Genomic DNA, 21,313 nt, shown 5'->3' on the forward strand with positions numbered 1-21,313 from the left:
GTAACAAAATGCAAAAAAAAACAGAATAAACTATTAGCAATTGAAATAGCATTCATTTTAGTCTCCTTATGGAGATTTATTGTATTTTGGCTTGCAATTGCTTAGGTAATTGTTTAATAACAAAATCGGGAGCAGTGTCGAGTTTTCCAACTGAAGGCAAAAAGCCATAGTGATTGGGACACATATATTCAACGTTACCGCTGGTATTAATTTTATAAAAAACATATTTATAATCACAATAAAGAGGTTTATTAAATGTGGCTACTTGAAGAATAGGGGTGCCTTGCATTCGATTTTCGATAAAATTGGCATTAATCCACAGATTAATTAATAAAAGAGTAGACCCTGTCACTAATATGGCACCTATTAATCCGGTTGCATATTGCAGAGTACTACTTTCCCTACCTCTTAAAAAATTAAAAACAAGATAGAAAATCGACAAGAGCAGAATCAGTAAATTTAACGAATACGCCGCAGCATGCAGATAATTAAAATAACTTCCTAAAATCTCACCACCGGATGCATGATATTGAAGTATTAGTATGATAAGGCTGACCCACAAGGCCACTAAAATATAATTGTTTCGCTTAAATTTTAGCCCCAAAAGAAAAATTATTAAGCTGAAAATAGGAAGTAGCAAGTGAATTCCATCTGCGATGTTAATCATTAAATTATCCTTCTTTGAATAATGACTAAAGCTCTTTAGTTTACCTCAGACTCTATAAGATGTCTCGATTAACGCTCCAGGTTTATTGATGATTCTTCTTTAATCAAAAGCAAACTGGGCTCAACCCGAATAGGGAGTTTTAATTTAACGGGTAATGGAGTTTGGCGCTGCAAAAAATCAGGGAGTGCAGAGCTTACATAAAAGAGCGAAATAGGACGATTAACTTCATTAGTAATACTCTTATTAAAATCGTGAGGTTTTATTAATTTTTTAGGATGAACGCTCCCAAGCCATATAGGTTGGCGGAAATGTTTAAGGTGATAATTAGAGCGCCAAATACGTAATATTTGTACGGGATTTCCGTCGCTAGGCTGATAAGTCATTATTAAAACTGGTTTTCGATTTAAATAAAGTTGTGCCATTAACGGCAAATCATGCGCAGAGGGTTGACCACTTATTCTCGTCAGAAGAGAGTTAAATAAAGAGTCATCAACTTTTTGCCAACCGAAATTAGTAAGAGCACGTTCCAAACTAGATATGGAGCCTACATATTGAATATTAAAAACGCTGACGTAGTTACCAATACGATTAGTCCGATAGATAGGTAATAAAGGCTGTGTTTGTCTCCACCAGAGCTCATCGGTAAACACATATTGCGCTAAATAGGGTTGATGGTCGCGCTGTAACTGCCGATAGTTAAGCACTGCACTTATAACAGCCATAACAATGAGAATTAGCAAAATTTTTAAAGGACCGTAGGCTGTACACACAATATTCGATTTTAAACGTCGGTAAAACAACCAATGAACTAAACATAGGCTAAAACCACAAAGATAAGCGCCAAGACTATCGGTAATCCAGTTGTCACCAAGATATACTGGAGCCAAACCGGCAAGAAGCAAGCTAATAGACAGTGTGATTTTTACAAAGCGATTAACTAAAGTTCTTGCATGAGCACTGATAAAAAACATAAACGCAGAGAAAAAGGCAGTTGCATAGGTTAATTCTGCCAGAGGATAGGAGTAACCTGCCTTAACTTCCAGTAAACCTTGTGGCCTCGGACTTTCAATTAGCCAATGAAGAAAAAATAAAAGCAGGGTGCAGGTGATACTCAGGTAGAGCCAATAAGTCAAAGCACGCCAATCACGAAAATAAATAGTTATAAAAGCTATCAAAACAACAAAGGTTGATAGCACTAAAGGACTGGTAATTTGGGATACCACAATAAAAAAAGCATCAAAGGAATTAGTGCGCAAGCTTTGTAAAAAAAGATGAACAGGCTGATTAAAGTTACTAATCCAAGTTTCATGAATAACCAGGCCACTTAAAATACAAAAACACAAGCTGCTTAATGCAAACAAAACAGTTAATGCAGCTGTAGGATAATAATTGAGTTCATCAACTGGTGTCAGGAGTTTAAAAAGTTTGGCTATATGAGGATGATTTTGTGACCAGGACCAAAATCCATGTAAACCCACACGTAGCAAGCGGTTTAATCGGATAAACAACCATTTAAGCCCTACACTTAATAGCCAGATACCCGCCAATAATACCAATACTAATAAAAAAAGACGGGTAGCACTTTCCTGCGATAATTCACTGCTTGCGGCGCCAATTAAAAAACCGGGGAAAATGTATAAAACTGCCCATCCAACTGCTGAAAGTGAATTAGCAATGAAAAAGCGCCACTGACTCATTCCCATCATGCCAGCAATGACAGGTATAATTGAACGTAGTGGCCCAACAAAACGACCTATTAAAACACTTTTACCGCCATGACGAGCAAAGTACTCTTTCCCAAATGAAAGCCAGTTGGGATAACGACTAAACGGCCAAATATTAACCAGTCTCTCACTAAAGGTATAGCCTAACATATAGCTTGCACTATCGCCTGCAATTGCACCCAGGGTTGCAGCTAGCAAGGTTAAATCAATCCGCATAACACCCGAACCTGCCAGAATACCAATAGCAGTCATAGTGACAGAGCCTGGAATTATACTCCCAATGATAGCAAGTGATTCTGTAAAAGAAATGAAAAAAGTAATCAATAAAGCCCAATGAGGATGAGCATGAAGCCAAATAGTAAGTGGTTGAATATAGTCAGAAAAAAAATGCATTCTTAATGTTCGAATTGAGTTAAAAATACCTCAGTAAATTGTTTACTGACACCCGCAACATTTACAGCAGAGTTATAATTACTAATTTGTGTCATTTGTAATTTGGCAAACCCACAGGGATTAATGCCATCAAAAGGCTCTAAATCCATTGCAACATTAAGCGCAATGCCATGATAGGTACAACCATTTTTTACCCGTAATCCTATTGAGGCTATTTTCTTGTCGCCCACATAGACACCGGGCGCACCTGGCTTTGTAGTTCCATTGACATGATAACAAGCCAAAAGAGATATTAAAACTTGTTCAATTTGGTTGACCAGTGTTCTTATTCCAAGCCGCTGTCGCCGAATATCCATCAGGATATAACCCACCATCTGCCCTGGGCCATGGTAAGTAACCTGTCCTCCTCGATCACTTTGTACTACGGGTATAGAATTTGGGTTTAGAATATGTTCTGACTTACCCGCTTGCCCCTGCGTATACACCGGGGGGTGCTCAAGCAGCCACAATTCATCAATAGTATGCTCATTCCTTGTGGAAGTAAATTCCTTCATACTATTCCAGACCGTAAGATAGGGTTGCAGACCTAAATTTCTGATATTCCACATTATAATACCATTTTAATATCGGGATGTTGCGTTAACTCAAAGTAAAGGGCGTCAAGTGTATCCTGATTATAAGCATAAACAGTAACTGTAATAGCAAGATAATTACCCTGTTTACTTTCCTGGCAAACAATAGCTTCATCCAGCGTTTCAGGAAAATGCTTGCGTGTAATCTCAGTAATTTCTTTAAAAAATTCTGTTGTATTAGTACCAATAATTTTTAAAGGAAAATCACAGGGAAACTCAATAAAAGATTTTTTCTCAGTCATAGTTATTTAAGAATTAATTGTTGATACTTAGCATTGATTTGCTCCCAATATGGCCCAGCAACCCCATTACCTATAAGAACATTGTCAATACAAGTTACCGGATAAATTTCTTTGGTAGTGCTGGTAATCCATACCTCTTGAGCTTCAAAAAGAGCCTCAGCCGGAATATTTTCTTCTCGTAAAGTCCACAATAAAGATTGTATAAGTTCAATAGTAATTTGTCGTGTGATACCTGGTAAACACAGATGATTAAGAGGAGGAGTATAAATAATATCTTTATTGACTAAAAATACATTACTTGCACTTCCTTCGGTCAATAGCCCATCCCGCGATAAAATGGCAGTACTCGCACCACGAGAGACTGCATTATCGTTAAGCAAAATATTCGCCAAAAGAGAAGTTGTTTTAATGTCACAACGAAGCCACCGCGTATCTTCAGTAAGATGAACATGCAAACCTTTTCTTTTAATTTCATCAGAAGTATAAGGAGTATGTAGCGTAAACATCACTACCGTTGGTTTCAAATTGGCGGGGATATCATGTTTACGCACACCCTGGTCACCACGAGTGATTTGCACATAAATTTGTAAGTCACCACCACCATTTTGTTGAATGAGATGGTGAAAAATTGATAGCCAATCCAGTTCTGGCTTAACAATTCTTGCGTGTGTCAGGCTTGCTTCTAGTCGTTCTAAATGTCTTTCAGCAAAAAAAGGGCGACTGTTGTACACTGGAATAACTTCATACACTGCGTCTCCGAACAAAAAGCCACGATCAAACACCGAGATTTTTGCTTGCCCCGCTTTTACGTACTCACCATTAAGATAAACAATACCTGACATTTATTATCCTAACCAAGCCAACCTTGGAAGGCCAGACGAATGGAATCTTTCATGCGAGTAAATAGACCGCCCTTGGGAATCTCTTGAAGTGCGTAAAGATTCTGAGTTTCAATCACATTATTATCGAATTTTATAACCAATTCGCCCACCTTATCTCCTTTTTTGATAGGAGCCTGTAGATGCTGTGTTACCTTGGTATTAACACTTAATCTTTGGTATTGACCATTGGGAATTGTCACAAACTGATCATTTCGTAAACCTACATTAACCTTGCCCATCGCTCCTTTGTAGACAGGAATTTCAGTAATGGCTTTGCCACCTTTATAAAGCTCATGAGTCTCAAAAAAGCGGAAACCATAATTTAGCAAACGCTCACTGTCATCAGCACGGGCAGTATCAGTAGGGGAGCCCATAACAACTGCCAAAAGTCGCATATTGTCACGTTTTGCTGAAGAAACCAGACAAAAACCAGCTTCGTTAGTATGGCCTGTCTTTATTCCATCAACCTGATTATCACGCCAAAGCAAACGATTGCGATTGGGTTGACGGATTCCATTATAAGTAAACCATTTTTGCTTATACCAGTGATAATATTGGGGGAAATTGAGTACCAAAGCACGCCCAAGAATAGCCAAGTCTTTAGCAGTAGTGTATAGATTTTCATCGGGTAGTCCTGTGCTATCGGTAAAATGACTATCTTTCATTCCCAAACTTTGGGCTTGCTGATTCATAATTTGAGCAAAACCTTGTTCGCTGCCACCAAGATGTTCTGCCATCGCAACACAGGCATCATTACCAGAATCAACAATAATACCCTTTAGCAAATCTTCAATGGTTACTTGTTGACCTTCCTTGACAAACATGCGGGAGCCACCAGTTTTCCAGGCTTCGCGACTAATTCTAATGGTATCATTTAAATGAATTTGTTGATTGTGCAGTGCATTTGAAATGACGTAGAGTGTCATCATCTTTGTTAAACTGGCGGGAGGTAATTTCTGCTCACTATTTTTCTCAGCAATTATTTTTCCGCTGTTTACATCAACAAGAATATAGGCTTTTGCATTCAATGTAGGTGCTGAAGGAGTAATGAGAGGTTTATTACTAACCGCCACTGAAGGAGGGACGCTGCTAGATAAGCTAGCCGTTGGTAAAACATCTGCTGCGTAAAAAATACCTGATTTTACAAGCAGGCTGGCTACTAATAATAATCGATGTGCTGAGAATGTTGACTTCATGTTTTCTATACTCATGGTTACAAAAAAATACCTCCCATCTTACCACAGCCTCAATCTTACAACCAAATCACATAAAGGTATTTTCATCGTTTTTCTCTTTGTATATAGTTAGAGGAAAAACAATAACTTGAGTGTCAATAATGCGATTTGTCTTCTTTTTTATCTTTTTTGTTCTTGGTGGTTGTGCTCCATCTCCAACATCAATTTATTCCAATCATAAAATGCCTGTGGCAAAAGAGGTAAAAACGACCTCTATGACCAAAACACCATCAAGGTATACTCAAGAGAAAGATGGCGCCCCCAAGGGTCCATTACCATCGTCATTTAAAGAAGTCAAGCCTAAACTTGAGCCTTTCAGTCGCTATGGAAATCCTGATACTTATGCTGTAGAAGGACGTACTTATGAGGTGTTAAAAAATTCCAGTGGCTATAAAACGCGTGGAATAGCATCCTGGTATGGAACCAAATTTCATAAACAACGAACATCAAGTGGTGATGATTATGATATGTATGCCATGACGGCAGCGCATAAAACATTACCCTTACCAACTTATGTAAGAGTAAAAAACTTAAGTAATGGTCGTGTTGCTATTGTAAAAGTAAACGATCGAGGGCCTTTTCGAAATGACCGAGTGATAGATTTGTCTTATGCAGCAGCAACAAAGTTGGGGCTACTCCCTCACGGTACGGCACCTGTTGAAATTGAGGCGCTTAACACTGGAAAAAGAGTTGCTCATTATTATGTTCAGGCCGGTGCTTTCAGTTCCGAAAAGTTAGCTATCTTGCTACAAAGTAAATTAGCCAGATTAACTCCTTCACCAGTAATCATTGAAAAATATGATCAGCGCTTCATTGTTAGGGTAGGGCCTTTTGCAACAAAGCAAATGACAGATTCTTTAAAAAATAAATTGGCAGCAAATGGGGTTAACGGTTCTTTTTCCTTATTGCGTTAGTGCAGAGATATTCTTTCCTGTGTTATTCTTTACACTTATTTTATTTAACTTGATTATAAAATTGTCATTGAGAATCTAAAATTATCCTATGTGGTCACTCAGAATTTTAGTAATCAGTTTTAAGAGAAGTATTGGATGAGTAGAAGACGACAAAGATTACCAGCCGAAACAATCATTGCAGAAGTGGAAAAGTTTAGTCATGATGGTCGTGGAATTGCTCGTATAAATGGCAAAACTACTTTTATTCAAGGTGCTCTTCCTAATGAAAAGGTTTCATTTCAATATACCCGAGTTAAAAGTGATTTTGATGAAGGCAAGATTGTTGCCATTCTCTCTCCATCGACTACTCGTGTAGAACCTTCTTGTTCACATTATACTCTTTGCGGTGGTTGCTCCTTACAGCATTTAAACGAGCAAACACAGATTCATGAAAAGCAGAAGTTACTGCTGGATTTATTAAAGCGAGTTGGTCACTGTGAACCTCAAATTATCTTGGATTCACTTAGCAGTGACAGTTGGCATTATCGCAATAAAGCCAGGTTAAGCGTTCGTTATGTCGAGAAGAAACAACGTAGTCTTGTTGGTTTCAGAGAAAAAAATAATCCACGCTTCATTACTGAAATCAAGGAATGTCCGGTCTTGCATAAAAGCATCAGTGAAGAGATTTCTAACTTACGCCTGTTAATTGATTCGTTTGAGGATCCACGAATTATTGCTCAAATCGAAGTCGCAGTAGGGGATGACGATATTGCCTTAATTTTTCGTAATTTACATTCACTAACCCATGACGATCAAGAAAAGCTTCGAGCATTTGGCGCCAGAACAAATTTTCGCCTATTTTTACAACCAGGAGGAAACGAAACTGTAGAGCTCTTTTATCCTTCTGGAAGCTCTGAATTTTTAACGTACACACTCTTTAGAGAAAATATTAAATTTAAATTTTATCCCACTGATTTTACCCAGGTGAATGCAAAATTAAATCAATTAATGGTGGCTTTGGCATTGGATTTAATGAATTTGACTTCCAATGATACTGTACTGGATCTGTTTTGCGGTCTGGGCAATTTTTCCCTTCCTATGGCAAAACATTGTGCCAGGGTAGTCGGTGTTGAAGGAAGTAAAGCGATGGTTGAGCGCGCCCAAATGAATGCGCAGGCAAATGGTCTAAATAATGCGGAGTTTTTCTGTGCCAACCTTGAAAAACTGGAGGAAATTACTAAATTAACCACCCAGCATTTTACCAAACTGTTACTCGACCCGCCTCGTTCAGGTGCTATGGAAGTAGTTAAACAAATAGAAAGTCTTCACCCTGAGCGTATTGTTTATGTTTCTTGTAATCCAGCAACTTTGGCAAGGGATGCTGATATTCTGGTTAATCACAAAGGCTATTGTTTAAAGTCCGCCGGTGTTATGGATATGTTCCCTCATACAGCTCATGTTGAATCGATAGCTTTATTTGAGAAAGGATAAGAAGTTATGGTCAAAGTTAAAGAAGATACCCCTTGGTCAGTTGATGGCCACATCGATGTAGAGCAATGGCTACACCAGCTAGGGAGTAAAGGGTATTTTCAGGACCTGGATTTAATTCGTAATGCTTGCACTTTGAGTCAGCTGGCAGGACAGGATCACGCTACAGAAACAGGAGTTTCCTGTTTGCAACTAGGGTTATCCATGGCTGATGTGCTTGCTGATTTGGAAGTCGATCAAGAAACTTTGTGTGCAGCCATCATTTTTGAAAACGTGCATTATGCAGAATTATCCTTAGATGATGTAGAGGAGCAATTAGGCCCCTCTATTGCCAAACTTGTAAAGGGAATTGAAAAAATGAGCGCTATGCATAACTTACAAGCGCTTAGTAAATATCCTCAAAATAAGCATCAAATTGATAATATTCGTAAAATGCTATTGGCCATGGTTGATGATGTACGTGTTGTACTCATTAAACTGGCTGAGCGCTTGTGCATTTTACGTACCTCAGGACAGTTACCTGAGGGAATGCGTCATCAGGTTGCTAATGAAGCCATGGAAATATATGCCCCGCTTGCAAATCGTTTGGGGATAGGGGCTATCAAATGGGAAATGGAGGATTTAGCGTTTCGCTATTTGCATCCCGAAGATTACAAAGAGATAGCTAAGGGATTAAAAGCAAAACGTCTTGAGCGCGATCGCTATGTGGATTTTATTGTAGAGGAATTAAATCGACAAATTTGCGCCACTGGTGCGCAACATTTTGCGGTTTATGGCCGTTCCAAGCATATCCACAGCATCTATCGTAAAATGAAGCGCAAAAATGTTTCATTGGATGAAATCTATGATGCTACTGCTGTCAGGGTGCTTGTTGAAACCAAAGAACAATGTTATGAAGTTTTAAGTATGGTGCATGCTCTATGGAAGCAAGTTCCTGCTGAATTTGACGATTATATCGCTAATCCAAAAGCGAATGGTTATCAATCGTTACACACTGCGGTTGAAGGCCCTGAAGGGCGAGTCTTTGAGGTACAAATTCGAACTTTTCATATGCATGATCTTGCAGAAATGGGAGTTGCAGCGCATTGGAAATACAAAGAAGGCGGAGTGACCCAAAAAGAAAGCCACGAACGTAAAATTGAATGGTTACGCGACGTATTAGCCTGGCATCGAGAAATGGCAGCATCTAAAGGTGTTTCTGAAGCCATTGAAACAGAGTTTCTTGAGGATAGAGTATATGTATTTACACCGGATGGCGATGTATTGGATTTACCACAAGGCGTAACTCCCCTGGATTTTGCTTATCACGTTCATAGCCAAATAGGTCATCGATGTCGTGGTGCCAAGGTAAACGGAACCATTGTACCTCTAACGTATGAATTAAAAACAGGTGATAAAGTTGAGGTTTTAACTGGCAAAGATGAACGTCCATCAAGAGACTGGATTAATCCTCATCTTAATTACCTAAAAACTTCACGAGCCAAAGCCAAGGTTTTGCATTGGTTTAAAATGCAAGACTACGATAAGAACAGAGATGAAGGGCATGAAATCCTTGATAAAGAATTAAAAAATTTAGGGATTAAAATTGATCGGCTAAATGACATTCTCGCTGCGTTTAACTTCAAGCGAATTGATGATTTGTTAGCAGCTCTTGGCCGGGGGGACATAAAGCTTGGACAGATTCTTAATAAATTATCTCCAGCCGAGTCTGTAGCGCCTTCTGTACTGCAAATTGTTAAGCCTCAAGCTAAACCAGAAATAACTGGTAGTGATCTGCGTATTGAGGGGGTAGGCAATTTGCTCACCCATATGGCGCGCTGCTGTCAACCAGTCCCCGGTGATGAAGTGATAGGGTATATCACGCTTGGGCGAGGTGTTTCTGTACACAAACAAGATTGCCCTAATATTTTACACGCCAGTGAAAAGCAGCGGCAGCGATTCCTTCAGGTCAATTGGGGAAGCTCTACTCGTGATCATTATGTGGTTGATGTATTAATTAAAGCTTTTGATCGAGCAGGCCTATTAAGAGATGTTACTTCTCTACTTGCTAATGAAAAAGCACATGTCTATGCACTTCAAACACAAAGCCATAAACAGGACAATACTGCCCATATCAAACTAACAGTAGAAATTGATGGATTAAATAGTCTTTCTCGACTATTAAATAAACTGGAACAAATCCCGAATGTTTTTGAGGCAAGAAGGCAGGTTTAATTATTTATCGCCTATACTATTCGTATCAAATTAAAAATATAAAATCTAGGGATAATTATTACAGGAGTTGATAATGTTAAAACAATCCAAAGCGTTTAGCGGATTTTCCGTTAACGATCTCAAAAAAGCCAAGTCATTTTATGCTGACACCTTGGGTTTAAAGGTAACTGAAGAAGAAAAAGAAGGTTTAATTTTACATCTGGCCACAGGTGCTAACATTTTTTTATATCAAAAACAAGATCATCAGCCCGCTACTTATACTGTTTTAAACTTTCCCGTGGACGACATTGACAAGACTGTAGACGCACTTACAGCTAAAGGAATTAAATTTGAGCACTACACCGGGGAATTACAAACGGATAGCAAAGGAATTTTCAGAAGCCCAGCTAAAAGTGAGTGCCCTGATATTGCCTGGTTTAAAGATCCAGCAGGAAATATATTATCCGTACTTGAAGAATAATAAACCAGGTTTTGCATATGCTTCTTCGCGGAGAGGGTTGGGGAGAGCTATTAAGAGGGTTTATATATAAGTTAGAAAATGCACAAATTCTTCATTCTTACCATGTACAAGATCCATATAGGCCTTTTTTATCATGGTGGTAATACTACCAGAACCTTTACATAATTCCCTATCATTGATAGAGCGGATTGCTGTCACTTCTGCCGCGGTACCTGTAAAAAATGCTTCATCGGCTTGATAAGCCTCATCCAGAGTAATATCCGTTTCAAATACTTCCAAATTTAATTGATGGGCTAATTTTATGACTGTATCCCTTGTTATTCCTGATAATATTCCTCCTAATTGAGGAGTATAAAGCCTGGTATTTTTTACAATGAAAAAATTTTCACCCACTCCTTCCATGATATTCCCCTGGCTATCCAACAGTAATGCTTCGTGGTAATGGGTACCTTGTAATTCCAATGATGCAAGAATGCTATTTACATAATGGCCGCAAATTTTGGCATCAACCACAGTTGACTCAGGATGAATACGAATAAAACTGCTAACTTTAACATCAATACTTTCATGGGGCAGGTAAGCGCCCCAAGGCCAACAAGCGATAATTAAATCAGTGGGATTCCCTATAGGATTTACACCCATTTTACCATAACCGTAAAATACCAGCGGGCGAATATAACCCTCTTCCAATCGATTAATAACTACCACTTCTTTTATTGCGGCTGCAACTTCTTCTTTAGAATAAGGGATAGTCATTTTTAATACCGATGCTGAATAAAAAAGACGTTCTACATGGTCATTCAGACGAAAAATGGCTGAGCCTTCTGATGTCTTATAAAAACGAATACCTTCAAAAGCACCACCTCCGTAATGAAGTGTGTGTGATAAGACATGAACTTTAGCATCAGCCCATGGGATCAAATTTCCATTTTGCCAAATTGTTTCTGTAACTTGCATTGTATTTTTATCCTAAATCAGAATACTTACTTCACATTATTAGGGAAAGGTATCAGCACCACTTCATCTCGTACCGGCATAGGGGGATGTAGGTGGTGAGTAATAAAAGATTTAAATGCATCACGGATGGCCGGGGGTGTGACATAGTAACTCCCTGTAATACCACAAATTTTTTAAATGACTATAAATTATTATTAATTTCCATTCAATAAAATAAATGATTAAGCATCTATAATTAACGCTATATGGCTATTTCTGGGATTTAAGCTTTCTCGTAATTGGGTTTTTTAACAGGACGATTATATGAGGAAATATTTTCTTCCAGTTGCCTTATTTGCACTATGGATAAGTAGCGAAAATCTTGCCTTTTCGGCAAGCAACAGGGATAGAGAAATTAGAGATCTCATTCGTTTTCTTATTTCTGACAGGATGCTGGTTACCAGCAAAAGTTCTTCTTTAATTCCTTTAAGTTTTTATGTGGGCAACACAGACGATGTCGCTCGCTACTTTGGGGATTATATTTGTTTGCCAGAAGATAGCTGTAGAGTGGTTGATAGCTTATACAACAATCCGTATGAATTTTTAGTCAGTCCATACGCTATTTGGGGCAGAGGTTTATTTCCGCAAGAAGATACTGTTCAAGAGTGGTTTGCGGCGCAAGCTCAAATTGAACGTACAAACATTAAGTATGGAACTGACATTTATCATGCAGCGACATGGCAAATTGCTTTGGCACTGGCTGCAGACAATAGCTACTTACAGAAAGAGACCGCTCAACAATTGATTCAAAACAATCTTGACTCAGTAATTAACTCCGCTAATCGAGCGACGGGGATTTTTTTCCTTTATGGGTATCAGCTTTTAATTTTCGACCCACTCAAAGCATTGACTTATCGCTTTATTGCTACGGATTATTATAATAAAGATCCATTTTTTGGAGGTCGCTTTCAGGAGGTTATCAGATGGGATTTCGACCTTTTTAACCTTGCCAAAGGTGATCCTGAAGGTCATTCGCCAAATTTTTTTAAATATGTTATCACCTGGTCAGACTGGAAACCTTTAACGGGTGAGAATGCATGGGGCCAATTAATTGCTCCCCTTCAGGCAGAATACATACTGAGTGATGGGGATGTGTCTCCACGTTCAAAAGCCGTAATGAATGCTATCAATTCACTCTATGCTTTTTCAGCCATGCAAACCGCTATAGGTGCTTTTTACTATGCACCGGGAGGGACAAGAGACAGTCAGGGATTACTACCTTATGGAGAAATTTCAATAGAAGATAATTTTTCTGTACTGGCTGGTTTACAAATACTGAAAGGTATTCTTGAAAAAGCAAAACAAACTGACGAAGTGGTGCATGCCCGTCATATGATTGATGTCATGCTTAACGGGGGTACGACTGTAAATGGTTATGAAACCAGAGGATTATTGAGCTTTCTTTATAACGGTGCATTCGATGTGCAAAAGGGGGTATTTTATACACGTGGTTCGGTGAATAAACCCTTTTCAAAGAATGACTGGAGTCCAGACATTTCAGAAGCACTTAGTGCAATGACTGTTGATGTTAATCTCTGGGGATTATCCGCATTAGGAGTTGAAAATATAGACAAATGGTATGGAGAGGGGACGGCTCTCAATATTTGGCGCATCCTGCGTAATCAAGGAGGCTATTTTCAGAATAATCAATTATGGGGATTAGGTTTTACATTAAATAATCGCACCGATTTTGAACCAGAAGACATTATGTCAGGAGAAAACACGGCAAGTGCTATTAATGCTTTACGCTCATTAATAGAATATTACGCCGGATTAGGTGAGGATACGCATGAGCTCGAGTTAGACTTGCAAAGTCTGCAAAATAATTTTTTGCATCTTAGAAATGATAGATACCTGGATGCCAATTTTGTAGACGCTACACCTCAGGAATTTTATATTCGCTTGCCTAATGAAATAGGGCAGGCTTACCTCTATGCAAGCAGACGTTTTCCCCTGCCTTTTTTATGGAATGCCAACACCCTGTCAAGCACGAGCGCAACCTCCTGGGTATTAATTAACACATTTAATTTTAATCCATTCCAATATGCTGGAAAATTTACCAGCGAGAATTATTCTATTCCCGTAAAAGTAGATATTTTGGATCATGATAATGAACCTGATGGCGGCGCTTTGCCTAAAACGGTTAGAGTCAAATACACGCGTGGTGATTTAGGTCCCATTAAGAAATTGGTTATTACTTACAATCTTGATGGCTCACAGAGTAAATGGATTGTTGCAGCAAGTACGTTCCAAAGTGAAGGAACAGCGTTATTACCCAAAGGAGCGGAAGGAATTATGATTAGCTTTTTTGATAAGGGTTGGGCTAATGCTTGTCAAATTATTCCAGCAACGCGTATCTGCAAGGAAAGTTCCTGTATAAGCACACATACTATTGTTGCGCGCTGGAGTTCAAGTGGCAAGGGGCGATGTGCACTTGTTGATTAAAATTGGTCGTGTTGGGTAAGCCACCTCAACATTGATTGCTACAAGCTCGTAGGCGTGCTGTACATAAGCCAGCAAGTAGACAAAAGAGGGGGAGGCTTTTGTGCTCAAAAAAAATAATAGGTTTACCGCTTGATCGCGGTAAATAAAATAGCGTTAAACACTATGATTAATATTCATAAGATTTGCCAACATTTTTCTTTAGGCGAGCCAAAAGGCAGTTTGGTAAAAATTGCTAGTGGGCTGACTAATGAGGTTTTTTTGCTGGCCACCACGGAAGGCAAATTTGTTATAAAAAGAATCGATTTAGGATCTGTGCGGGCACGACCGAAAAGAGAGTATCAATACACGGAAAATTTGGCTGCAAAACTACATTCTTTGGGTATTCCAACCGTTGTAGCCTTAGCAGTCAATCAAAATTTTATTTTGGCAGAAAATCATCACCTTATATTAGCCTATCCCTTTATCTCTGGCGAGGTTTTATATGGTCCCATTGGCCCTGTTAGTGAAGAACATGCCAAAGAATCTGGTGCGTTGTTAGGACTTATTCACCAACTCAATATTCGTTACTCGCCAGAGTCAACCTCCTTTGGTTATTCCTATGTCATCCCCATACAACAATGGCATGAATACATTGATACTGCGAAGCAGCAGAAGTTATCCTGGTATATCGAGCTAGAGAGTAAACTCGAAACATTTCTTCATTGGAATAGAATACATCGAGAAGCGGATCAGCGTTTAGCAAAAAATTTAATCTATAGCCACGGCGACTATTTTCCTCATAACATTATGTGGCATGATAATCAGCCAATCTTGATGGATTGGGAGTTAGCCGGACGTATTAACGCCGGTCTAGAGTTCGTTTTGGCCCTAATCTTGTTTAGTGGTTTCGCAACAGAAAATCAGTTTGACAGACAGGTAGTTAAATTTTTTTTAGAAGGCTATTATGCTACTGGCGCATGTTTAAGAGATGATCTTGATGATGCTATTTGGGGGGCGATAGGAAAAGCATGGCTTAACTGGATGGCTTTCCAGGCAAAACGCTCTTTAGATAAAAAATTATCTAAAGAAGAAAGACAAGCTGCATCGCAAACTGTTATAACGTTTTATTATAATTTAGAATCCTTATTGGCGAGAATTCCACTGATGAAATCTCTTTTAAACACCTGAATAAAAAAGATTTCATTGAGAACTGACGAAAGTGCTTTTGATTCAACCCCCTACGTTTAAGCTTTTATTATTTGATAACTTCAATGACCCCAGCAGTACCATTGGCTTTCACGCTGGGGTCATACATCGACTCCGCAACAACTGCAGGAACTTGATAATTACCGGCATTGGTTGCTTTTATACGATAGACAATTTCTTTAGTCGTTGGATCCACGCTTGTGAAGAAAACTACACGATCTTCACGTGCATCGGCATAGTCTGTATTTTCAGAATTAACAGAGTCCCTGAATACCTCAAATCCGCCGGGTAAAAGATCAATAATGGCTACATTATAGAAGGAGCGATTATCAAGAGCGCGCACTTGAATGTGTACTTCAATTTCACCTCCTAGAGGAACACTGGTAACTACATTCCCGTTCATATCCCGATATTCACGATAAACCTCTAATCCCTTGGAAATTGCTTTTTCTGGTGATTGTTTATCAAAGCCGGATTGCGTTAATTGATAGAAGTAAGTCAGTTGATTTGGGTTACTTAAAGTAATCTGTCTGACCTCGTCATCAACTTTGGCCTCTGCATAACTCTTATCTGAAGTAGCAAGTATATTTTGAGTGTTGTCGTTTAAAACTGCACTAATAGTAAAGGAGCCATCTTCAACAGGTGCTGCCTGTCCATATGCACTTAAGGCCAAACTCGTATATCCTGAGAGAATGGTATTAATTTCATCACTATTAATTGCTTTCACTAACTGCATGACCAACTGTTTACCCATTTGTGGTAAGCGTTCCGGAAAATGACGAGCAATTAAATAAAGGTATTGTGCATTAGCAATATTGCTATCATGAAAATCTGTTGGATAATCCGTCTGTGTTTGTACTTTATACTTTGCGATTAATTCATTCGCTTCTGCAAAACTTTTTAATAATTGATAAGTAGCAGCAATATAAGCTCCCGTAATATCAGACTGCCACTTTTGCGGCTGCTCTCTATCCAGAGTAAGCTGCAAGTTTGTTAAATAATTTGTGGTGACAATTTCATTCCTGGTCAAAATATAAATAGCATATGCCTGGATACGAGCCATTGCAAAATTTGTTGGATTTTGTGCAGCTAAATCTCTGAGATAACCAAGACCTGCGCTAAACATTTCCTGGGGGACACTATAGCCTTGGGCTCGTGCTTCTGTTAAAAAATGCATGCCATAAACAGAAGCAAAACTATTACTGTAATTATCCCCGGCACCAGGCCAATAGCTGAAACTTCCATTTGACAGTTGCCGTTGCCCCAGCATTTGAATGCTATTGACTATTTTTTCATTAATACCTGTTAGATTTCTGTTGAACCAGGGCTGATTTACCATTGCCAATAAAGGCATTGATTTACTGGTTAATTGTTCCGTACATCCATAAGGAAAATTATCCAGGTATTGCTGTAAACCTGTAACCAAAATCATAGGACTGGTTGATAGGGCTGTAGTAACGGAGCGGTATTCAGGGTACAACTGCCTGTCAAGAGTCAGTAATTTAGTTTTCTTTTCGCTACTACCGCTGGTGATCGAGGTATTAAACGTGGTAGGAGGGCGTATACTTATTGTTGAATCCATTGAGCTCGATTTATTATTGGTACTGGCTATAAGCTTTAGCCTGGCAGATCCTAAATTTGATTTGGCTTTCAAGCTAAAACGCACGGTTTGTTCATGTCCTTCAGCAATAGTTAGTGATGTAGTATCAGAATTGATGACTTCAAGTTCAGGTGTAGCCGTTAATTGCACCGATACGTTGGCATCGGGGCCTGAGTCTTTAACATTATTAGCAATGCTTGCTGTAATTTCAAACGTATCACCTGGTGCTACAAAAGCAGGTGTATTGGGATTAATAATAAAATTTCCTCGAATCTCTGATTTTTTTTCTGTGGAACCCACTGAATCCAAAGCAACAGCGACAGCCATAACTCGTAAGGTCCCATTAAAATAATCAGGCACCTCGTAAGTCAATTGACGTGGCAGCTTATCTGTATCAACAATTCCTGACCAATAAGCAACGGGCAGATCAGTTTTCCGTTTAAAGGGATTAAGATGTTGTGCTAATAATTCTCCGCCATCTCCGCCAACAGCAGATAACTCTCGTTCTTTAATAAACTGCGGTAAAATTTGATCAACTGTTTGTTGCGTTAAAACTTCCAAAGCCCTTTTTTGAAAGAAGAATGCAAGTGGATTTGGTGTTGCAAAATTGGCTACTTGCAAAATACCCTCATCAACAGCAAACACAATAATCTTGCCTGGTTTATCACTGCTGTAGTTAATAGTGAATGGTTCGCCAGGGCGTGCTAATTCCGGTGTATCTAATGTTATATGCATGTTATGGCTATCATAATCAACATTAAAGGGGGTTATGGTATAGCTTAACGGGCTAATAAAAATATCAGGGGAGTTCCAGTCACGAACGAAAGCCACATTCACATACCCATTCCCTTGAAAATCTTCAGGAATATGAATACGTTGCACAGAATTAGTGGCACCAGTTTTAAACCACTGCATGGCATAGACTTTGTCACGCTCAATAGTAATTAATCCAGAACCAGTGTAAGGTGAGGTAATCTGCAGCTCAATTTCTTCACCAGCCTTATATTCCTCTTTATTAAGCTTGACTGCTAATTCGGCATTTTTAGCCAATGGTAATTGACTGACTCCAATAATGCTAAATTTAAAGTGACTTAATTCCGCGTTATTTTTATCCAGTATGGTTATAGCAAAATCGCCAATTTGTTGGGTAGGTAAACTAAATTCACTACCTTGAGCGTCAATTGAAAATGGTTTCGTACTAATAACTGTTGTTTGAATAATAGATTGATACTGATAAGTACCATTGGGTTTTTTAACCAGTGTGGTCACAGGATGTAGCGAGAGAAGCTGCAGCTTAAGATCACTCACAGCCTGTTGGTTTAGTTGCGGGTTTACGGCGATAAAACGCACACTGCGCTGGCTATTTTGTTTGATATACTTTAAATCCCCATCGGGTTTATAACCTATAAAAAAAGGAAGGGGACTCACCAATGCCGTTGACTGAGTTGTTACACTCCGCCCACCTTCAGCCTCAAATCCCTCTGCAAAAAAGGTAAGTTGGTAAGTCGCCTTTTCAAAGCGTTCGAGGTTTAAATTAAATTCTGCTTCCCCTTTATCATTCGTTTTTGTGTCCGGTAGAGCATCAGTGAATACCTTTGCAGGCTTCTTGGGATCAACCAAAGGGTCGGAAAAAATAAAGTCTGGATAATTTTTAAATTCCACTCTTTTAGGTGATAACAATAGCTTGCTAGCCACTCGACGATCGGTTGCGGGAGCACCATAAAGGTTCCAAAGCTGCACTCGCGCAGTTAATCCTTGGGGCGAAATCCATCCATCAGTTGGTGTTGCAGAAAAAGCAGATTTAATACGCATTCTGTCAGGTTGAAACTCCGCAACGCGTATAGAAGTAGAGCCCAATAAACTATCCGGATGCTGGTCTTTAACAATGTAGAGATTAACTAAATATTGCCCTGTAGGAGAAGAGGGATCCGTCTGTAAATCAAGGCTGGCATAGCCACTGGCATCGAGAGTAAATTTCTCATCACGAATAGTAGTGCCACGTGCATCAGTTACCGTTGCCTGTAACATCAATCCCGATGGCTGTGGCTGGACATACGATTGCTTAACAATTATGCCGATATGTGCAGTATCTCCGGGCCGATAAATGCCGCGATCAGAAAATAAATAAGCACTTAAACTGTGTTGCTCCGGACTAGTATAAATACCACCAATATCAAAACGTGAATAATTAAGTTGGCGATTGGGATTATTATAGGGAATAAAGGAAACATCGTTACCCAGGCTCGCTAGATAAACAACAGGTTCACGCTCATCGACAAAATCAGTTAAGTTGGGGAAGTTTACTCGGCCCAGTGCATCAGTAGCATAGGTCAAAAGAGGGAGTCCATTTTTCCCCAAAACGCTGACGTTAACATTGGGAACTGGAATTCCTTCTGTGATTGATTGTACAAAAACGTCATGACTGCCGTCGCGATTATCTTTAACGATGAGACCTAAATCGGTTATTAAAACTAAACGGCTCGCCTTTGCATCCAGTGGTGAATTATTCTGTATATCCCAGCCTGTTGCTTCCAGCAAAAATAATCCTTGTGGTCCCGCTGTATTGATTGCAGTTGAAAGGTATTGGGCAAAATCAAGAGCAGTATATTGCTGGCGGGTTAAATCAGAAGCATCAAATTGCTGGATCTCAGAAAAAATTTGACTAATATTTTGCTGATTAAAACTCTGGTTAATAAAATAAGGATTGTTAAAATCTCCTTGCGTCTGCGTCACCAATTGATTGATATTTGCAGGTAAAACACGCGCAAAATTAAATTTCACTGCAGGAAGACCACGTACTAACACAGAGAGTTTCTTTTCACTATTTAAAGCCAGTAAGGCTCCTTTATGTAAGAAACTTATTTCCTTTGGATATTCAGGGACTTTAATAATCGCTGTATAATTATTGCTTAAGGTGAAGCTGCCAAATCCTTGCATGCCTTTATCTATTTTAAGATAAATGTAGCGTGGGCTTTGTGCTTTAAACTTATAACTGTGTAAACTGGAAAAGTGGCTATCAGCAGGTATGGCTTGCAGGGAAAGGGGGGTTGACAGTTTTAAAATAGCTGCTGTAACTTCACCAGGCCTACTCCATTCGTAATTTTTTTTCTCAGCTTCAATTGCGGTAGCAGGATAATTTTCTGGTAGTAAATAGACATGAAGTGATTTTTTAAGTTCGGCTTCTGTCACTCCAAGAGAGGTTTCTATAGCCAAAACTTGTTCTGGCCTGTCCTGTTCATTGCGAACAATGGAGGCTGCAGTTTCCAGAACTTTCAAATAATTGCTTTTGTCAGGAATTAACAGGTTTTTGGTTAGCGCAAGATTTGTTTCACCAGGACCATGCAGTGCTTTCAGTCCCTCTTTAATGCTTAGTACCAGATAACGAGAAACTTCCGGTAAATTCAGTGCTTCTGAACGTAAATAGGCTACACGCTTATGTTCGTCAAAGCCTAGAGTAAATTTAAAATGTTGAGCATCCAGATCAAGTTTGCCCTTCTTTAAAGCTTGGAGCATTAAGGACGTTTTATTTTCCAAACTCGAGGGGTCAACCGGAAAATTAAAATTAATTGTTGCAATGGCTTGTCGTAATTTAGGATTAACAGGATCTTGATAGAAAGAAAACTCGGTAATCGTTGCTTCAAAGGGCAGGGTGGTAAATGAATAATCATAACTTTCCATTTTTACTTCTGGGGCAAAAAATGCTTTAGCAAAATGAATGCGAAATGTTTGTCCTGCAGGCCAATCTTTTTCAGGAGTAAATACTAGCCGACTATCACTTTCCCAAACCCATTGACCTTTGAGAGCTGGTCGAATTTCAATACCGTTATTAACTTCTTTTCCAATGTGTTTAAGGGGAGCAACCGATTTTACAGTAAACTTGTTTTCATCCTCTGATGAATCAGCTTCATCACTTGAACTTGATTTTGTCGCGTTTTGTATTCCAAAATCAATCATTAAATGATCAGGTACCAGTTTGTTCTCCTCTATCGCGGTTATTTTGGGTGGAGTAATCACAGCCGTGATTAGTTGCGGTTTAGGTAAATTTTTATACCAGTAATAACCATATCCAGAAGCGCTCAACAATAGTACAATACCTGTTATTGTCGCCCAAAATGGCTTCGGGTGGGTACTTGCCTGGTAACGCAACTGCTTAACCCAGGGGGGACTTGTCCAGTTGAATCGACCTATTATAAGGGCAAAAAATGCACCGACTGCAGCAAAAAACCGATAAAATGATTTTTTATTCATATAATTTCCA

At 39.1% G+C, this 21,313-nt stretch carries 14 protein-coding genes; 6 read left to right on the forward strand and 8 right to left on the reverse strand.

Going from position 1 to position 21,313, the window contains the following annotated elements; translation table 11 throughout:
* Positions 1-76: 76 nt before the first annotated feature.
* The 6 genes from clem_RS06525 to clem_RS06550 all read right to left on the reverse strand — a co-directional run bounded on the left by clem_RS06525 (position 77) and on the right by clem_RS06550 (position 5,750).
* Positions 77-667, reverse strand: coding sequence for a type I secretion system protein LssZ (locus clem_RS06525; protein WP_094090893.1), 591 nt, complete (start codon positions 665-667; stop codon positions 77-79).
* A gap of 68 nt (positions 668-735) precedes the next feature.
* Positions 736-2,784, reverse strand: coding sequence for a bifunctional DedA family/phosphatase PAP2 family protein (locus tag clem_RS06530; RefSeq protein WP_094090894.1), 2,049 nt, complete (start codon positions 2,782-2,784; stop codon positions 736-738).
* A gap of 2 nt (positions 2,785-2,786) precedes the next feature.
* The gene (lipB, locus tag clem_RS06535; protein WP_094090895.1) at positions 2,787-3,392 is read right to left on the reverse strand and encodes a lipoyl(octanoyl) transferase LipB; all 606 of its coding nucleotides are present in this window, start codon (positions 3,390-3,392) and stop codon (positions 2,787-2,789) included.
* The gene (locus tag clem_RS06540) at positions 3,392-3,658 is read right to left on the reverse strand and encodes an HP0495 family protein (RefSeq protein ID WP_094090896.1); all 267 of its coding nucleotides are present in this window, start codon (positions 3,656-3,658) and stop codon (positions 3,392-3,394) included. Before clem_RS06540 ends, lipB begins: the two co-directional genes overlap by 1 nt.
* 2 nt (positions 3,659-3,660) lie before the next feature.
* Positions 3,661-4,500: a D-amino acid aminotransferase gene (locus clem_RS06545; protein WP_094090897.1), complete on the reverse strand. Its 840-nt coding sequence runs from the start codon at positions 4,498-4,500 to the stop codon at positions 3,661-3,663.
* An 8-nt stretch (positions 4,501-4,508) separates the two neighbouring features.
* Complete coding sequence (locus clem_RS06550; RefSeq protein WP_232505580.1) at positions 4,509-5,750, reverse strand: D-alanyl-D-alanine carboxypeptidase family protein; 1,242 nt, start codon at positions 5,748-5,750, stop codon at positions 4,509-4,511.
* Positions 5,751-5,875: 125 nt separating this feature from the next.
* Here clem_RS06550 and clem_RS06555 point away from each other — a divergent pair, with 125 nt between their 5' ends.
* The 4 genes from clem_RS06555 to clem_RS06570 all read left to right on the forward strand — a co-directional run bounded on the left by clem_RS06555 (position 5,876) and on the right by clem_RS06570 (position 10,829).
* Complete coding sequence (locus tag clem_RS06555; protein WP_094090899.1) at positions 5,876-6,688, forward strand: septal ring lytic transglycosylase RlpA family protein; 813 nt, start codon at positions 5,876-5,878, stop codon at positions 6,686-6,688.
* A 135-nt stretch (positions 6,689-6,823) separates the two neighbouring features.
* Complete coding sequence (gene rlmD / locus clem_RS06560; protein WP_094090900.1) at positions 6,824-8,158, forward strand: 23S rRNA (uracil(1939)-C(5))-methyltransferase RlmD; 1,335 nt, start codon at positions 6,824-6,826, stop codon at positions 8,156-8,158.
* Positions 8,159-8,164: 6 nt separating this feature from the next.
* Complete coding sequence (relA, locus tag clem_RS06565; protein WP_094090901.1) at positions 8,165-10,369, forward strand: GTP diphosphokinase; 2,205 nt, start codon at positions 8,165-8,167, stop codon at positions 10,367-10,369.
* Positions 10,370-10,442: 73 nt separating this feature from the next.
* On the forward strand, positions 10,443-10,829 hold the full coding sequence (locus clem_RS06570) for a VOC family protein (RefSeq protein WP_094090902.1): 387 nt from the start codon (positions 10,443-10,445) through the stop codon (positions 10,827-10,829).
* 60 nt (positions 10,830-10,889) lie between these two features.
* On the opposite strand, the gene clem_RS06575 is transcribed toward clem_RS06570, so the two are convergent.
* The gene (locus clem_RS06575; protein WP_094090903.1) at positions 10,890-11,786 is read right to left on the reverse strand and encodes a branched-chain amino acid transaminase; all 897 of its coding nucleotides are present in this window, start codon (positions 11,784-11,786) and stop codon (positions 10,890-10,892) included.
* A gap of 303 nt (positions 11,787-12,089) precedes the next feature.
* On the opposite strand from clem_RS06575, the gene clem_RS06580 reads away from it, so the two are divergent.
* Both clem_RS06580 and clem_RS06585 read left to right on the forward strand, forming a co-directional pair.
* Positions 12,090-14,270 (forward strand): hypothetical protein, encoded by a 2,181-nt coding sequence (locus clem_RS06580; protein ID WP_094090904.1) that lies wholly within the window; start codon positions 12,090-12,092, stop codon positions 14,268-14,270.
* 162 nt (positions 14,271-14,432) lie between these two features.
* Complete coding sequence (locus clem_RS06585) at positions 14,433-15,437, forward strand: phosphotransferase (protein WP_094090905.1); 1,005 nt, start codon at positions 14,433-14,435, stop codon at positions 15,435-15,437.
* Between the two features lie 67 nt (positions 15,438-15,504).
* On the opposite strand, the gene clem_RS06590 is transcribed toward clem_RS06585, so the two are convergent.
* On the reverse strand, positions 15,505-21,303 hold the full coding sequence (locus tag clem_RS06590) for an alpha-2-macroglobulin family protein (protein ID WP_094090906.1): 5,799 nt from the start codon (positions 21,301-21,303) through the stop codon (positions 15,505-15,507).
* Positions 21,304-21,313 lie beyond the last annotated feature (10 nt).

The sequence above is a fragment of the Legionella clemsonensis genome (genome assembly GCF_002240035.1).
In the GTDB taxonomy this organism is placed as follows: Bacteria; Pseudomonadota; Gammaproteobacteria; order Legionellales; family Legionellaceae; genus Tatlockia; species Tatlockia clemsonensis.

What these genes read in the sequence shown, in the direction of transcription:
- clem_RS06525 (WP_094090893.1), bottom strand. Translation starts at nt 667, where the DNA reads ATGATTAACATCGCAGATGGAATTCACTTGCTACTTCCTATTTTCAGC.
- clem_RS06530 (WP_094090894.1), bottom strand. Translation starts at nt 2,784, where the DNA reads ATGCATTTTTTTTCTGACTATATTCAACCACTTACTATTTGGCTTCAT.
- lipB (WP_094090895.1), bottom strand. Translation starts at nt 3,392, where the DNA reads ATGTGGAATATCAGAAATTTAGGTCTGCAACCCTATCTTACGGTCTGG.
- clem_RS06540 (WP_094090896.1), bottom strand. Translation starts at nt 3,658, where the DNA reads ATGACTGAGAAAAAATCTTTTATTGAGTTTCCCTGTGATTTTCCTTTA.
- clem_RS06545 (WP_094090897.1), bottom strand. Translation starts at nt 4,500, where the DNA reads ATGTCAGGTATTGTTTATCTTAATGGTGAGTACGTAAAAGCGGGGCAA.
- clem_RS06550 (WP_232505580.1), bottom strand. Translation starts at nt 5,750, where the DNA reads ATGAGTATAGAAAACATGAAGTCAACATTCTCAGCACATCGATTATTA.
- clem_RS06555 (WP_094090899.1), top strand. Translation starts at nt 5,876, where the DNA reads ATGCGATTTGTCTTCTTTTTTATCTTTTTTGTTCTTGGTGGTTGTGCT.
- rlmD (WP_094090900.1), top strand. Translation starts at nt 6,824, where the DNA reads ATGAGTAGAAGACGACAAAGATTACCAGCCGAAACAATCATTGCAGAA.
- relA (WP_094090901.1), top strand. Translation starts at nt 8,165, where the DNA reads ATGGTCAAAGTTAAAGAAGATACCCCTTGGTCAGTTGATGGCCACATC.
- clem_RS06570 (WP_094090902.1), top strand. Translation starts at nt 10,443, where the DNA reads ATGTTAAAACAATCCAAAGCGTTTAGCGGATTTTCCGTTAACGATCTC.
- clem_RS06575 (WP_094090903.1), bottom strand. Translation starts at nt 11,786, where the DNA reads ATGCAAGTTACAGAAACAATTTGGCAAAATGGAAATTTGATCCCATGG.
- clem_RS06580 (WP_094090904.1), top strand. Translation starts at nt 12,090, where the DNA reads ATGAGGAAATATTTTCTTCCAGTTGCCTTATTTGCACTATGGATAAGT.
- clem_RS06585 (WP_094090905.1), top strand. Translation starts at nt 14,433, where the DNA reads ATGATTAATATTCATAAGATTTGCCAACATTTTTCTTTAGGCGAGCCA.
- clem_RS06590 (WP_094090906.1), bottom strand. Translation starts at nt 21,303, where the DNA reads ATGAATAAAAAATCATTTTATCGGTTTTTTGCTGCAGTCGGTGCATTT.